The organism is Neorhizobium petrolearium (assembly GCF_029854435.1).
Taxonomy (GTDB): Bacteria; Pseudomonadota; Alphaproteobacteria; order Rhizobiales; family Rhizobiaceae; genus Neorhizobium; species Neorhizobium petrolearium.
In genome coordinates this window covers 4,037,862-4,050,294 of the sequence record NZ_CP123000.1, presented here as the reverse complement: position 1 = coordinate 4,050,294, position 12,433 = coordinate 4,037,862, and the positions used below count along the sequence as shown (strand labels likewise).

The following is a 12,433-nucleotide window of genomic DNA, read 5'->3' as shown; positions in this document are numbered from 1 at the left end:
ATGAGAAACAATCTTGGTCTTCGGTCCTGTTATTGGCGAACCGCAGGCGTCTCGACCGAAAGGCCGGTGCCGCGCCAGGTGACGTAGACCTCAAGCGCCATCAATTCGTCCGAAAAGGCCTTTGGCATTTCGGCGCGGGTATCCCGGATGCAACCGCGGAAGCGATTGTGGAGGGAGACCATGCCGGCGGTGTTGAAGCGGTAAGTCGGAAATCCGTTGACCTGCCCCTGGCTGAGGTGATCGGCGCGAATGAACTTGCCCATGCTTTTCTCGTGACAGGAGGCACAGGAGAAATCCAACTGGCCCGTACGGGTATAGTAGAGTTCCTTGCCCTTGTCCCACCACGACTGCATTTCGCCCTGAGACAGGTCGATCTGTACCGGAGTGCCCAAGGACTGGTGCTTGATATAGGTGGTCAGCGCCACCTGCTCCTCCGCGTCGAACTTGTAGGGTTCGGCACCCATACGCTCGGTACGACAGTCATTGATCTTCATCTCGATGTTGACGGGCTTCCTGGCCTTCGCATCCCACTTGGGAAAATGCGCGCCGACATCCTTCATCGTCGCGGATGCATCATTGTGGCAAGAGGAACAGGATTTCCCCATCGATCCATCGACGGTGTTCCAGAGTTCCTCGCCGCGCTCCACCGCAAGCATTCCTGGATTGGCGAACGAATCGGCTTCCGTCGCACGGGTTTCCGACTCCCGGAAAAGCCAACCGGACAGCACTTCATCGAACGGATGCCCTTCCGGCGCCTTCGCCCTTATGATCATCTCGCGATCATCGATGGTCAGGGTATCATCGACAGGATCGGCGTAGGCCATCACTGCCAATCCCGAGATAGATGCCACCGACACCAGCAGCAAGACGGATAGTCTCTTCATCGTTATCCCTCCCAAGATAACCTCCCCAATGAGGCGATGACGACCGATGGGTGTCCACTCGCCGCCCGTTGCGGCGAGTGGAATGCTCAGTTTACGGTGATCTTCTGTTCATCCGTGTAGATAGCGCCATCGTCATCGATCCACGTGAATTTGAACGTGCCGCTTTCGGTCAGTTTCGCGCTGAACTCGAAATAGGGATTGGCCGAGATCGCCGGATCGATATCGCAGGAGAAAACGGGAGCCCCGTTGAACTCGCATGCAAATTTGTTGATGATCTTGCGCGGGATGACCTTGCCGTCCTTGTCCTTGCGCTGGCCCGATTCCATCTCATGGCTGATGAGGGTCTTTATCGACACCACCTCGCCAGCTTTCGCTTCCTTCGGAACCTTGATACGCGGTTTTGGTTGCGCTGCCATTTGACTAGTCTCCTTCCACCTCTGTTGTCGTCAGCCGCCGCAACCGCCGATCGTCACCTTGACTTCCTTCTTGTCCATGAAAACCGAGCCGTCGGCCATCTTCGCGACGGCGATGACGTTCTGTGTCTTGGCAAGGCGCATGCGGGTCGTCGCGACAGCCGTGCCACTCAGTGCGGTGAAGTGAAAGGTGGCCACTTCCGGATTCGGATTGCCATCCGCGATGATGATGACGGAGTCGACCATGTCTCCGCCAGTCATCGCGCTTTCGACGTTTACCGAGATCGGGACCGTGTTGCCGTTCTCGGCGATCTCGGGTGCAGTCAAGGTGATCTTGCCGGATGCGGGCGTCTTGCCGCCTGCAAAGTCCATAATTCGCTTTTCGGCAGCCGGCACATCCGCCCATGTGGAGCGATGTCCCGCTATCGAGAAGAGTGCTGCGCCCGCCGAGAGGCTCAGCATCTGTCGCCTGTTGATCTTCATGCATTCATCTCCTCTTCCGGAAAATTACTTTGAGCCCTTCAGCGTCGTGAGATAGGCGACGACGTCCTCGACCTGCTGTGCCGTCAATATCGTCTTTCCAGCCAGGTCCTTGCGGACGTTGATGCCGACTTCGAGGCTGTAGAAGGCGGGCATGACGGTCTCTTCGGAGAAAACCCGCTTGGCGTCGACCACGATTGCCCGCAGCTCGGCTTCGGACCAGCGATCGGCGACGCCATCCAGGGCAGGGGCTACGTTGCCGTGGAACTGTTCCTTGGCAAGCGGTGTGACGACATGACAGGCAAGACAATTTCCAAGGCCGCGATTCGCCAGAACTTTCGCGCCCTCTTCGGCATTCCCGGTCGCGCCAGTCAGAGACTGAGAGACCTTCATTTCGTCGATCTTGACGGCGTCCGGCGCAATTTCTACCGCCGCAGCCTGACTGCACAAGAAAGCAGGCACCGCGACACAGGTCAGGAAACGCTTCATTTCCATGAGTCCTCCCAAACTCACCGAACCGGCATGACCGGTTCAAGCCTCCATTTTTACGATAGCGCTATGTTCAACAGCCATCAATAGAAAAATATAAATCTTTGAATATATCGGCTGCCGACACGGATCAGTCCTCGCTGATGAGCTTCCCCGAGTTGCGGAGTTCCTGGATAATGCGCGCGTGGTAGGTCTGGAAATGTTCGCTTCCTTCATACGCCTTTTCGCGCACCCAGCGGAACATGTTGAGGAAGGTCCATTTGCCGAAAGCTCCCGGCATCGTCGCGATGGCGGCCTTGCTGACGGAGACCCGCGCCCCGGCATCTTCGGGAAGGAAGACAATCGTCGGCGTGAAGATATAACCCCATTTGCGGGCAGCGCTTTTTTCCGTTAGCACCTCGCCGTCGAGGTCCGTCACTTCCTCGTCACCGAACATGTTGTACTGCACGACGAGGAAGTTGGCTTTGATATAGTCGCGCACCTCCGGATCGGAGAGAATCTTCTCGTGCATCTGGCGGCAATAGATACAGCCTCGCTGCTCGAACACGATCGCCAGGCGCTTACCCTGGGCTTTGGCTTCGGCAATATCCTCCGCAATGTCGCGAAAGGTCGTCGAAAACCACTCTTCCTTGTGAAGGCCATCCTCGCCGATCGTTGCAGCCGCTCCGGCGGAAGCACTGACGAAGAGGGCGAAGAACGCCAGAAAAATGAATTGCAGCATTGCGACCTCCTAACCGATTGTCTGAAACGCCGGAAATGTCTCGAGGAGCCAAAGCGAAATCGTCGACATCTGTCCGGTCATGAAAAGCAGTCCCGTCACGATCAGGAAGAGGCCGAGCGCGACCTCCACCTTACGCATGTGTCGCCGGAAGCGCGCCGCCCAACCAAGGAACCGGCTGGCGAAAACGGCCGAAGCGATGAAGGGCAGTCCGATGCCAAGGGAATAGGCAGCCAGCAGAATACTTCCGCGCGTCGCCGTCCCTTCTCCCCCTGCGACGAACAGAATTGCGGCCAGAACCGGTCCCACGCACGGCGTCCAGCCGAAGGCGAAGGCCAGACCCATCAAAAAGGCGCCAGCCAAACCAGCAGGCTTCTCCGTAACCTGTACCCGCGCTTCCCGATAGAGCATCCCGATCTGAAGGATTTTGAGGAAGTGCAGGCCCATGACGATGATCACCACGCCTGCCGCCACCGAAAGCACATTGAAATATTGGGCGATCGTCTTGCCGATCAGGCTCGCTGTCGCACCCAGGGCAACGAAAACCGTCGAGAAGCCGGCAACGAAAGAGACTGCTGAAAATATGACCTGTCGCCGGTCGTCCGGGTTCGGCTGGGCATCCCGCAATCGATCGAAGCTCACCCCCGCAAGCCAGGCCAGGTAAGGTGGAACGATGGGCAGAACGCAAGGCGATACGAATGACAGCAACCCAGCCAGTAACGCGCCCCCCACGCTAATATCAAGCATTCGATCCCTCCCAAGACCACCCTGCATCACAGCATTGCCACATGTATTCAGAAAATGCTATATGTTGCAAATGATGATTTCGGACGCTTCTCCATCCTTGCGGACATCGACCCTTCTTGCGGTGCTCATCCTCGCCGGTGCGACTTCGGGGAAGGCGGCCGAGCTGGTCATGCTGGAGCAGCCGGGTTGCGTCTGGTGCGCACGCTTCAATGCCGAGATTGCCCCCGCATGGCCGAAGACGGAAGAGGGTGCACGCGCGCCTCTTCGCCGCGTTGACATCACCGAGGCGTGGCCTGAGGATCTCGACCATATACAGCGGGAGCGGTTTACGCCGACTTTCATCCTGATGGATGAGGGTGAGGAGATCGGCCGCCTGCGCGGCTACGCGGGAGATGAGTTTTTCTGGTTTTCAATCGATGAGTTGATCGCCAAGCTTCCGTAGGAAATGGACATTGCGTGGTCCTTTCTGCCAATATGGCCTCGGATGCGAATTAGGAGGTATGGGCGAATGAGCCTGCCACAGTTGAACACGCTGCAAACGCCGGAAGAGCGGGAGAAGCTCTTCGCGCAGGCGCGAAAGGCGAGTGAGCTGCTCAAGGCTTTGTCGCACGAGGACCGATTGCTGATCCTGTGCCTGCTCACCGAAGGCGAAAAATCCGTCTCGGAGCTGGAAAACACGATGGGAATGCCGCAGGCCGCCGTATCGCAGCAACTGGCGCGCCTCCGTTTCGATCGCCTTGTCACGACCCGCCGGGATGGGCGTGTGATCTACTATTCACTTGCCAACAAGGAGATCGCACCCGTGATAGGCTCTCTCTACGAGCTCTTCTGCGCACCGGTGCGACAGGGTGAGAAGCCATCGTAACACCAGTCAACGGAGGGACTGGCGTTACGACCTTTGCGAACCGGGGAGGGTTCGCGGGAGGATAAAATGGATAATATCGTTGCATCGGCATGGTTCTTGCCCGTTGCCGGGCTGCTTGCCGGTTGCGTGCTCGGATTTGTGGCCCGCAATCAGCGTTTCTGCACGATGTCCGCGTTGGAGCGCTATTGGTATGCCAATGACAGCACCGGCCTGAGAACCTGGATTCTCGCCGCTGCGACCGCTCTTGTCCTGACCCAGAGCCTTCAGGCCTTGGGGCTTGCCGCATCCGACGAGAGCTTCTACATCCGTTCGAGCTTCGCTTGGACCGGAGCGATCCTGGGTGGCGTGATGTTCGGCTTCGGCATGGCGCTCGTCGGCACCTGCGGCTTCGGCGCGCTCGTCAGGCTTGGCGGCGGAAGCCTGCGATCCCTTGTCGTTCTCATCATCCTCGGCGTCAGCGCGCTATCCGCCCAGAAGGGGCTGATCGCCCAGGCGCGCGTGCCGATCGTGGACAACCTGGCGATTGACTTCGGTTTTGCCGGCGGGCAATCCGTCGGGCTTGTTGCGTCCTACTTCACTGGCGTCGATCTTCGTCTTGCCATTGCCGGCATCGTCGCGGCTGCCATGTTCGGCTGGGTATTCCGGGATTCCGATTACCGGCGTCGGTGGTGGTCGATTGGCGCGGGAATGACCATTGGAGCAGTCATTGCCTTCGGCTGGGTTGCCACCACTCTGGCCTCGAGGAATTCCTTCGAAATCGTCCAGCTCGAAGCCGGCTCCTTCGTCGTTCCGGTGGGCGATGCCCTGCTTCAACTCATGACATTTACGGGGAGTGTGCCCGATTATGGTGTCGGTTTGGTCATGGGCGTCATCGTCGGCTCGGCCATCAATGCGCAGGTTCGCCGCACCGTGCGCTGGGAAGCCTGCGACGATGCACGGGAACTGAGCCGGCATCTGCTGGGCGCGCTCCTGATGGGGGTCGGCGGCGTATTCGCCATGGGGTGCACGATCGGACAAGGGATTACCGGCGTTTCCGCACTCGCCATCTCGGCACCGCTCGCTTTCGCTTCGATAGCGCTCGGCGCCAGAATCGGTCTCGCCTATCTCATCGAGGGCTCCGGATTGGCAATCTTTCGCGAGAGTTCCGTCAGCCTTGACCGATAGCTCGAGACGGTCGCCGCTCAGGCCCCCGGTACAAAAGCGTAGGCACCTTCTCGCTGCTCTACGCGGCCAATTCCTTCGTGGTCAAAGTGATAGCCGATGATCCGCGCCTTGTCGCCTGCGAGGCGAGCAAGCAACTGCCGGCGCATCGCGACGCCGCGCTCCGGATCATGATCGCTCTGCGTACGCCATTCCGGATGTCGGAAAGATATGGCCGTATTGCTGAGCGCGTCGCCTGCAATCAGTGTCTGGTCACCGCTACCATGGACCATGAAGGACAGATGCCCCGGTGTATGGCCGGCGGTATCGATGACCTCGACCCCCGACAGGATCTCCTGCCCGGGCTTGAGGAACGCGATCCGGTCCTTCAGTGCGGCAAACCTGTTCTGGGCGCCGACCACAAAGGTCTGCCGATCCGCAGAGACGGTTTGCAGGGCGTTCGGCGAAGACCAGAAGTCCCATTCCGCTTGCCCGATGTGATAACGGGCATTGGCAAAGACCAGCTCGTCCAGATCATCGGTTACGCCCCAAAGGTGATCCGGATGCGCGTGGGTGAAGACAACATCGGTGACGCTGCCGGGGTCGATGTCGGCGGCGGCGAGATTGTCGATAAGCGTTCCGGCAGACGGCATGAAATTGGCGCCTGAGCCGACGTCGAATATGGCCAGACGCTCTTTCTGTCTGAGCAGCGTTACATTGCAGTCCGGATGCAGAGCATCGGTCGGCATGTTTTGGGCGACCAGGAACGACTGCAATTCATCCTTTGGAACATCCGGAAACAGGAACCCCATGGGTAACGTCAGTGTTCCGTCGCTGACCGTGATGAATTCGCTGTCGCCCATCGAAACTCGCCCGACCGCATGAGCCGGCCGCGTCAGGACTGCGGATGCCGCAAGGGCGAGACCGCCCGCCAGAAACCCCCTGCGGCTTGATCGCCCCGATGCCTCATAGACACTCAACGACGCCATGATGCTCCTCCTATTTATACATTTATATTTTTGCATGTTTTTGAAGTCTCGGCTAGGCTGATCTTTTCTGCGATGAGGATATGGGAGGAGAAGATGATAAAGATCGTGATGGCATCGCTGGTCGCTCTGCCGGCGGCCCTGGGGTGCACCGGGGCAACGGCGTCGGACGTTTTGAAGATCTATGAAAGCAAGGCACCCTTTGCGGAGGTACTAGCCGATCTGGAGGACGCCATCGTCAATCGAGGCTATGTGGTGGACTATCACGGCCACGTTGCCGAGATGCTGGCGCGTACGGCAGGCGATGTCGGCGCCGGGAAAGTGCTCTACCGCGAGGCGGAGTTCATGCAGTTCTGTTCGGCGACCGTTTCCCGCAAGGCAATGGAGGCAGATCTCGCAAACATCGGCTTCTGTCCCTACGTGCTCTTCGCCTATGAGGCAGAGGCAGCGCCCGGAACCGTGAAGGTCGGGTTTCGCCGACTACCGGAAGGAGAGGCCCGGGATGACGTCAACAGTCTCCTTGACGACCTCGTGCGCGAGGCATCCGGTAATTGACAGGATAAGCGCACCAATCAGATGCTCGGAGCTTGCTGCGGATCGGTAGTTTATGCGACGCCGGCTTGCTCCAGCCATTCCCTCAGCGCGCCGGCACTGATCGCGCCGCTGCGCCGGTCGAGTTCCCTTCCTCCCTTGAACAATATCAGGGTGGGAATGGCCTGAATTCCGTATTTTTGAGCAAGGCCTTGTTCCGCTTCGGTGTCCACCTTGGCGAATCGCACCCTGGGCTCGAAATCGGCGGCAGCGGCCTCGAAGGCAGGAGCCATTGCACGACAGGGACCACACCACGATGCCCAAAAGTCGACGACTACCGGGAGATCGTCGGAGCCAGTCTGACGGTCGAAATTTCCCTTGTGCAGGGAAATCGGCCGGCCGGTGAACAGCGGCGACTTGCAGGCCGGGCAATGGGCCAATTTTCCATCCCGCTTGTCATCCAGCCGGTTAAGTTGCCCACAGTTGGGGCAGGGGACGATCTTCGCCATGATGCCTCCGTGCGACGGGTGTCCATTACCACTCCGCGGTTTCGGTTTTAGCATATCCTATCCATGGTCAAATTCATTGATCTGAAACAACCGTCCGCAACCGCACTGGGTAACGTGTCCAGTGCGGAGCCGAGGATGTTGAGGCGGACTGCGTTCGGCCAAGACCCAACTTTCCTGCAATCATGAATCAGGCTGCCCGGGCCTCGGCGATCGCCACCTTCAGTTCCTTTTCATCCAGGACGCTGCCGAAGGTTGTCCCGTGGATGACGAACGAGGGTGTGCCTACGAAATTGAAGGCGAGGGCCTGGTTGCAATTGCGGTCTAGCAATCCGGATATGCGCGTATGTTCGGCTTAGTTAGATGCACCTATCTGAACTGACCGTTGGACGATGCGCAGAGAAAAATGTGGGAGTTTGTGTGGCTTTGTTGAACTGACAACATAAGTTCAAAAATGTGTCACGCCGCTGCAATGTTTGCGTCCTAGAACACCGCCATCAGAAGAGGCGATCGTCTATGTCGAAGATTCCGGCAGCCAGCCGACACCAAACCATCATCCGCCTGGTCAATGGCGGCAGCGGCATGTCGATCAGCGCGATTGCCGAAACCTTCGGGGTATCGACCGAGACGATCCGCCGCGATCTGGTCGCCCTAGAGCGGGGCGGATCGCTGCAGCGGGTCTATGGGGGAGCCATCCCCTCCGGCCGCGAGGCGGCACTTGACGAGCGCGTCAACATGGAACGGGCGGAAAAGCAGGCCATCGGCACGCTGGTAGCGGCGATGATCCAGCCGGACCAGTGGATCTTCATGACGGGCGGGAGTTCGGTTCTTGCGGTCGCGCAGGCGATGCGCAACGGTCCGCCGGTCGCCGTCATGACCAACATGCCGGCGATCGGCGACGCGCTGCAGGCAGGCCAGCGCCACAAGGTGATCCTGACCGGCGGCGATTACGACTGGAACGCCAAGACGCTGTTCGGCGACGAAGTGTTCGGCGCGATCCGCAATTGCAGCTTCGACCTGTCGATCATCGGCGTCTATGGGCTCGACGCTGAGTTCGGGCTCGTGGAGCGGACCAAGCACAATATGGAGCTGAAGACCCGGCTTGCGACGCAGAGCCGCGCCAGCATCTATGTCGGCGATCACACCAAGATCGGCGCCGTCGGCCGCTATCGCAGCATTCCGTTCGCCGGCATAGAAACCTTCGTGACCGATATGCCGCTCGACGAGCCGTTTGCCGGGCTTCTGACCGAGGCGGGCGCCAGCGTTTTCTATCCTGAGCAATCCGCCTCACCCGAGGTGTCCGAATTTCCGCACCTGCAAGAAAAGGTCAATGACAATGGCTGATATCCGCCATGTAATCGTTGTAGGCATCGATGGCCTGCGCCCCGACATGATCAACGAAACCACCATGCCCAATCTCGCCGCCATGCGGGCGCGGGGCGTGTCGAGCAAGGATCATCGCACGGTGTTCCCGAGCGAGACGCGCGGGGCGCTGACTGCACTTGCGAGCGGCGCCCGCCCCGAAACGACGGGTATTCTCGGCAATGAGTTCTATTCCCGCGACGGCTCGGGCCGCCTGACCGGCACGGATACGGTCCACGACTGGCGTGCCGGCGAGCGCCGCATTGTTGGCGGCATGGTGACGGCCACCAATCTTTCCGAAACGCTCGCCAAGAACGGCAAGTCCTTCGCGGTGGTCAATTCGAGCGGGCAGGGTTCGTTCACTGCGCTCAACTGGAAAGGGGCGGACTGGGGACAAGCCGGCTTCAACGTCCGCCATCCGGCGATCGGCTTCCCGCCCGAGCTCGCCGTCGACATAGCCGAGCAGCACCGGGTTCCGGCCAACGGCTTTGACCGTGGCGCCGAACGCCAGGCCGTTGCCGCCTTCACCGATACCGTCTGGCCGCAGAGAAAGCCGGCGGCCGCGATCATCTGGATCACCGAAGTGGACAGCGCTTCACATCGTCATGGTCTCGGCGCCGAAGGCATGCTCGCCTCGATGCGCGATTGCGATGCGGCGATCGGCAATCTTCTCGAATGGCGCGACAGGCAGCCGGAAAAGGACGACATTGTCATCTTCGTCACCTCCGACCACGGCCACTCGACAATCAACGAATTCATTTCCGTCGGCGATGCCCTGAAGCAGGCCGGCATCGCCGCCGACACGCGCTTCGACAACGACATCGACGTGCTATATCGGCGGGGGCGCGCACCGGGCTTCTGGCTCAAGCAATTTGACAAGGGCCTGTTGCAGGGCGTTTTCGATGTGCTCGCCGCGCAACCCTGGTATGGCGCCACTTTCACCCGGGCGGTCGAGCCGGGCGCGCAGGAGGGCATCATCGCCGGCACGCTGGCGCTGGAACTGACCGGTGCCGCGCATGACCGTGCACCGGACCTCTACATCAACCTTCGAGGCACCGACGCTGAAAACGAGTTCGGCGTTCCAGGCACGTCGATCTGCGACGCCGGCAGCTACAGCGGCATTCCGCTCGGCGGCGGGTCGCACGGAGGTCTGCATGCCGCGGAACTGGCGGCCGTGTTGATCGGTGAGGGCGCCGGCTTGAAGAGCGGCGGTGAGGTCGTCGCCTCGCGCACGGCGATTTACGATCTTGCGCCGACCATTCTCGCACTTCTTGGCCTCGAACCTGCAGCCAGCATGACCGGCCGGCCGATGTTCGAGCTCCTCGAAGACGGCGAAGCCGTGCCGGCCCCGGTCGTGAAGGAATTCACGGCGGCCATCGACGGCAAGGTGTCGCGCATCATTATCGGCCATGTCGGCGAACGTCCCTATGTCGACGAAGCTGATCTTGTGACCGAGAGGGCGGCTGGAATGGACGCTGCAAGGGTCGCAGAACTGCAGGATTGATCGTTCCATGACGATGCGCCCGGCCTGACCGGGCGCCCCGGTAAGACATCGAGACCTCGAGATACCGAGCGCCGGCGGGACAGCGCCAGTCGGCGAGCGGCGAAGCCATGCCGCCCGACAAGGCGGTCTCACTTTCCACTGCATGTCCCCTTGAAGGAGATTTCGCAATGATCCAGAACCTCAAAACCCTGTCGCTCGCGGGCGCCTTGCTCGCCGGCACTTTCCTTTCCCATGCCGCCTTTGCCGAGGACCGGCCAAACATCACAGTCGCCCTGCAGAGCATGGGCACGGCCGGTACGCTCGACACGAGCGACAACGGCGGGACCGCCGCCCGCAAATACCAGAACATGATCTTCGAGCAGCTCATCGAGCTTGATCTTTCCGACCCCAATCTTAGAGCCCGGCCCGGCCTCGCCACCGAATGGAAGTGGCTGAACGACACGATGCTGGAAGTGAAGCTCCGCCATGGCGTCAAGTTCCACAACGGCGACGAGATGAAGGCCGATGACGTTGTCTTCTCGTTCTCCGACGAACGTTACGGCCGCCTGCCGGAACAGGTCAAAGCCCGTGAGGCCGGCCAGACAACCTTCACCCACGCCGACGGCACGAAGGGCATCGTCCCGCCGGCCATCACCGCCGCCAACCGGAAGTCGGAATGGCCGCTGCTGAAGTCGGTCGAGAAGGTCGATGACTATACGGTCCGCTTCGTCATGGAAAAGGCGACGCTCGATACGGAAGCCCGTCTTGCCCGCGTCAACTATGCGGCGATCATTTCCAAGCGCGGCTTCCAGGAGGCCAAGTCCTGGGCAGACTACGCGCTTCATCCTGTTGCGACCGGCCCCTACAAGGTCGTCGGTGTCGACCAGGGTTCGGCAATCCATCTCGTTTCCCATGACGATTACTGGGGCGGCAAGCCGCCGATCGCCAAGCTCGACTTCATGGTCGTTCCGGAAGCGGCGAGCCGCGTGAACGGCCTGATGTCCGGCGAATACGATATCGTCAGCGACCTCGGCCCGGACCAGGTCCCACTCTTGAAGAATACCGAGGATTTTGACGTCGTCGGCGGGCCCGTCGCCAATATCCGCTTCATCGCGCTCGACACCAACAACGGTCCACTGAAGAACAAGCTGATCCGCCAGGCGCTTTCGCATTCGATCGACCGCGACACGATCGTCAACTCGCTCTGGGGTGGCATGACCGCCGTGCCGCAGGGCTTCCAGCACAAGCTGTTCGGCGATCTTTTCGTCGAGGACTTCAAGTCGCCGGCCTATGATCCGGAGCTTGCCAAGAAGCTTCTCGCGGAAGCCGGCTACAAGGGCGAGAAGATCACTTATCGCGTCCACAACGACTATTATCCGAACGAGTTGACTGTTGCCCAATTCGACCTCGACAACCTGCGCAAAATTGGCTTCAACATCGACTTCTCGGTCATAGATAACCCGAACGATCCGGCTCCGGATCGCATGATGGCCGACCTGTCGAACACGGCCTATTTCGCCTATCCGGTTGCGCTGCTTGCCAATAACTGCCCCTACGGCTCGTATAATACAAAGACCAATCCGAAGAGCGGCATGTGGCAGAACGACGAGTTCGATAAGCTCTGCGACGTGTTGAACACCTCAACCGACAAGACTGAAGTGAAGAAGTCCTTTGCCCGCGCACTGGAGATCATCGAGGCTGAAGACCCGGCGATGGTCGTCCTGCACCAGAATGCCATCCTCTACGGCAAGCGCGCCGACATCCAGTGGAAGCCGTCGGCGATGTTCGTGATGGATTTCCGTCCGGGCTCCTTCTCAATCAAGAAGTAA

General features: G+C 59.9%; 16 protein-coding genes. 7 read left to right on the top strand and 9 right to left on the bottom strand.

The features are described 5' to 3' along the window. Positions 1-29: 29 nt before the first annotated feature. The 6 genes from soxA to QEO92_RS19755 form a co-directional block, all read right to left on the bottom strand. Positions 30-884: a sulfur oxidation c-type cytochrome SoxA gene (gene soxA, locus QEO92_RS19780; protein ID WP_227704164.1), complete on the bottom strand. Its 855-nt coding sequence runs from the start codon at positions 882-884 to the stop codon at positions 30-32. Between the two features lie 86 nt (positions 885-970). Further along, complete coding sequence (soxZ, locus tag QEO92_RS19775; RefSeq protein ID WP_227704163.1) at positions 971-1,300, bottom strand: thiosulfate oxidation carrier complex protein SoxZ; 330 nt, start codon at positions 1,298-1,300, stop codon at positions 971-973. Between the two features lie 30 nt (positions 1,301-1,330). Further along, positions 1,331-1,780 (bottom strand): thiosulfate oxidation carrier protein SoxY, encoded by a 450-nt coding sequence (gene soxY, locus QEO92_RS19770; protein WP_037153410.1) that lies wholly within the window; start codon positions 1,778-1,780, stop codon positions 1,331-1,333. A 24-nt stretch (positions 1,781-1,804) separates the two neighbouring features. Next, positions 1,805-2,266 carry a sulfur oxidation c-type cytochrome SoxX gene (soxX, locus tag QEO92_RS19765; RefSeq protein ID WP_037153837.1) on the bottom strand — a complete coding sequence of 154 codons (462 nt, stop codon included), beginning with the start codon at positions 2,264-2,266 and terminating at the stop codon, positions 1,805-1,807. Between the two features lie 130 nt (positions 2,267-2,396). Beyond that, positions 2,397-2,987: a SoxW family protein gene (locus QEO92_RS19760; RefSeq protein WP_227704162.1), complete on the bottom strand. Its 591-nt coding sequence runs from the start codon at positions 2,985-2,987 to the stop codon at positions 2,397-2,399. A gap of 9 nt (positions 2,988-2,996) precedes the next feature. After that, on the bottom strand, positions 2,997-3,731 hold the full coding sequence (locus QEO92_RS19755) for a cytochrome c biogenesis CcdA family protein (protein WP_227704161.1): 735 nt from the start codon (positions 3,729-3,731) through the stop codon (positions 2,997-2,999). A gap of 61 nt (positions 3,732-3,792) precedes the next feature. On the opposite strand from QEO92_RS19755, the gene QEO92_RS19750 reads away from it, so the two are divergent. The 3 genes from QEO92_RS19750 to QEO92_RS19740 all read left to right on the top strand — a co-directional run bounded on the left by QEO92_RS19750 (position 3,793) and on the right by QEO92_RS19740 (position 5,760). Then, on the top strand, positions 3,793-4,173 hold the full coding sequence (locus QEO92_RS19750; protein WP_280107465.1) for a thioredoxin domain-containing protein: 381 nt from the start codon (positions 3,793-3,795) through the stop codon (positions 4,171-4,173). 66 nt (positions 4,174-4,239) lie between these two features. Next, positions 4,240-4,596, top strand: coding sequence for an ArsR/SmtB family transcription factor (locus tag QEO92_RS19745; protein WP_037153397.1), 357 nt, complete (start codon positions 4,240-4,242; stop codon positions 4,594-4,596). A 66-nt stretch (positions 4,597-4,662) separates the two neighbouring features. After that, on the top strand, positions 4,663-5,760 hold the full coding sequence (locus QEO92_RS19740; protein ID WP_227704159.1) for a YeeE/YedE family protein: 1,098 nt from the start codon (positions 4,663-4,665) through the stop codon (positions 5,758-5,760). A gap of 17 nt (positions 5,761-5,777) precedes the next feature. Here the strand turns inward: QEO92_RS19740 and QEO92_RS19735 are convergent, their stop codons facing one another. Then, the gene (locus tag QEO92_RS19735; protein ID WP_227704158.1) at positions 5,778-6,725 is read right to left on the bottom strand and encodes an MBL fold metallo-hydrolase; all 948 of its coding nucleotides are present in this window, start codon (positions 6,723-6,725) and stop codon (positions 5,778-5,780) included. Positions 6,726-6,818: 93 nt separating this feature from the next. On the opposite strand from QEO92_RS19735, the gene QEO92_RS19730 reads away from it, so the two are divergent. Next, positions 6,819-7,277, top strand: a complete 459-nt coding sequence (locus QEO92_RS19730; RefSeq protein WP_227704157.1) for a DUF302 domain-containing protein — start codon at positions 6,819-6,821, stop codon at positions 7,275-7,277. Positions 7,278-7,327: 50 nt separating this feature from the next. Here QEO92_RS19730 and trxC read toward each other — a convergent pair whose 3' ends face one another. Both trxC and QEO92_RS19720 read right to left on the bottom strand, forming a co-directional pair. Continuing rightward, positions 7,328-7,762 carry a thioredoxin TrxC gene (trxC, locus tag QEO92_RS19725; protein ID WP_227704156.1) on the bottom strand — a complete coding sequence of 145 codons (435 nt, stop codon included), beginning with the start codon at positions 7,760-7,762 and terminating at the stop codon, positions 7,328-7,330. Positions 7,763-7,949: 187 nt separating this feature from the next. After that, positions 7,950-8,090, bottom strand: coding sequence for a thioredoxin domain-containing protein (locus tag QEO92_RS19720; protein ID WP_280107464.1), 141 nt, complete (start codon positions 8,088-8,090; stop codon positions 7,950-7,952). A 185-nt stretch (positions 8,091-8,275) separates the two neighbouring features. Between QEO92_RS19720 and QEO92_RS19715 the strand changes: the two genes are divergently transcribed. The 3 genes from QEO92_RS19715 (at position 8,276) to QEO92_RS19705 (ending at position 12,433) form a co-directional block, all read left to right on the top strand. Next, the gene (locus QEO92_RS19715; RefSeq protein WP_227704155.1) at positions 8,276-9,103 is read left to right on the top strand and encodes a DeoR/GlpR family DNA-binding transcription regulator; all 828 of its coding nucleotides are present in this window, start codon (positions 8,276-8,278) and stop codon (positions 9,101-9,103) included. After that, on the top strand, positions 9,090-10,625 hold the full coding sequence (locus tag QEO92_RS19710) for an alkaline phosphatase family protein (protein ID WP_227704154.1): 1,536 nt from the start codon (positions 9,090-9,092) through the stop codon (positions 10,623-10,625). The genes QEO92_RS19715 and QEO92_RS19710 overlap by 14 nt, the downstream gene beginning before the upstream one ends. Positions 10,626-10,792: 167 nt before the next feature. Continuing rightward, entirely contained in the window at positions 10,793-12,433 is a 1,641-nt protein-coding gene (locus QEO92_RS19705) for an ABC transporter substrate-binding protein (RefSeq protein ID WP_227704153.1), read from the top strand.

Coding starts and splice junctions, on each gene's coding strand:
- soxA (WP_227704164.1), bottom strand. CDS start 884: ATGAAGAGACTATCCGTCTTGCTGCTGGTGTCGGTGGCATCTATCTCG.
- soxZ (WP_227704163.1), bottom strand. CDS start 1,300: ATGGCAGCGCAACCAAAACCGCGTATCAAGGTTCCGAAGGAAGCGAAA.
- soxY (WP_037153410.1), bottom strand. CDS start 1,780: ATGAAGATCAACAGGCGACAGATGCTGAGCCTCTCGGCGGGCGCAGCA.
- soxX (WP_037153837.1), bottom strand. CDS start 2,266: ATGAAGCGTTTCCTGACCTGTGTCGCGGTGCCTGCTTTCTTGTGCAGT.
- QEO92_RS19760 (WP_227704162.1), bottom strand. CDS start 2,987: ATGCTGCAATTCATTTTTCTGGCGTTCTTCGCCCTCTTCGTCAGTGCT.
- QEO92_RS19755 (WP_227704161.1), bottom strand. CDS start 3,731: ATGCTTGATATTAGCGTGGGGGGCGCGTTACTGGCTGGGTTGCTGTCA.
- QEO92_RS19750 (WP_280107465.1), top strand. CDS start 3,793: ATGTTGCAAATGATGATTTCGGACGCTTCTCCATCCTTGCGGACATCG.
- QEO92_RS19745 (WP_037153397.1), top strand. CDS start 4,240: ATGAGCCTGCCACAGTTGAACACGCTGCAAACGCCGGAAGAGCGGGAG.
- QEO92_RS19740 (WP_227704159.1), top strand. CDS start 4,663: ATGGATAATATCGTTGCATCGGCATGGTTCTTGCCCGTTGCCGGGCTG.
- QEO92_RS19735 (WP_227704158.1), bottom strand. CDS start 6,725: ATGGCGTCGTTGAGTGTCTATGAGGCATCGGGGCGATCAAGCCGCAGG.
- QEO92_RS19730 (WP_227704157.1), top strand. CDS start 6,819: ATGATAAAGATCGTGATGGCATCGCTGGTCGCTCTGCCGGCGGCCCTG.
- trxC (WP_227704156.1), bottom strand. CDS start 7,762: ATGGCGAAGATCGTCCCCTGCCCCAACTGTGGGCAACTTAACCGGCTG.
- QEO92_RS19715 (WP_227704155.1), top strand. CDS start 8,276: ATGTCGAAGATTCCGGCAGCCAGCCGACACCAAACCATCATCCGCCTG.
- QEO92_RS19710 (WP_227704154.1), top strand. CDS start 9,090: ATGACAATGGCTGATATCCGCCATGTAATCGTTGTAGGCATCGATGGC.
- QEO92_RS19705 (WP_227704153.1), top strand. CDS start 10,793: ATGATCCAGAACCTCAAAACCCTGTCGCTCGCGGGCGCCTTGCTCGCC.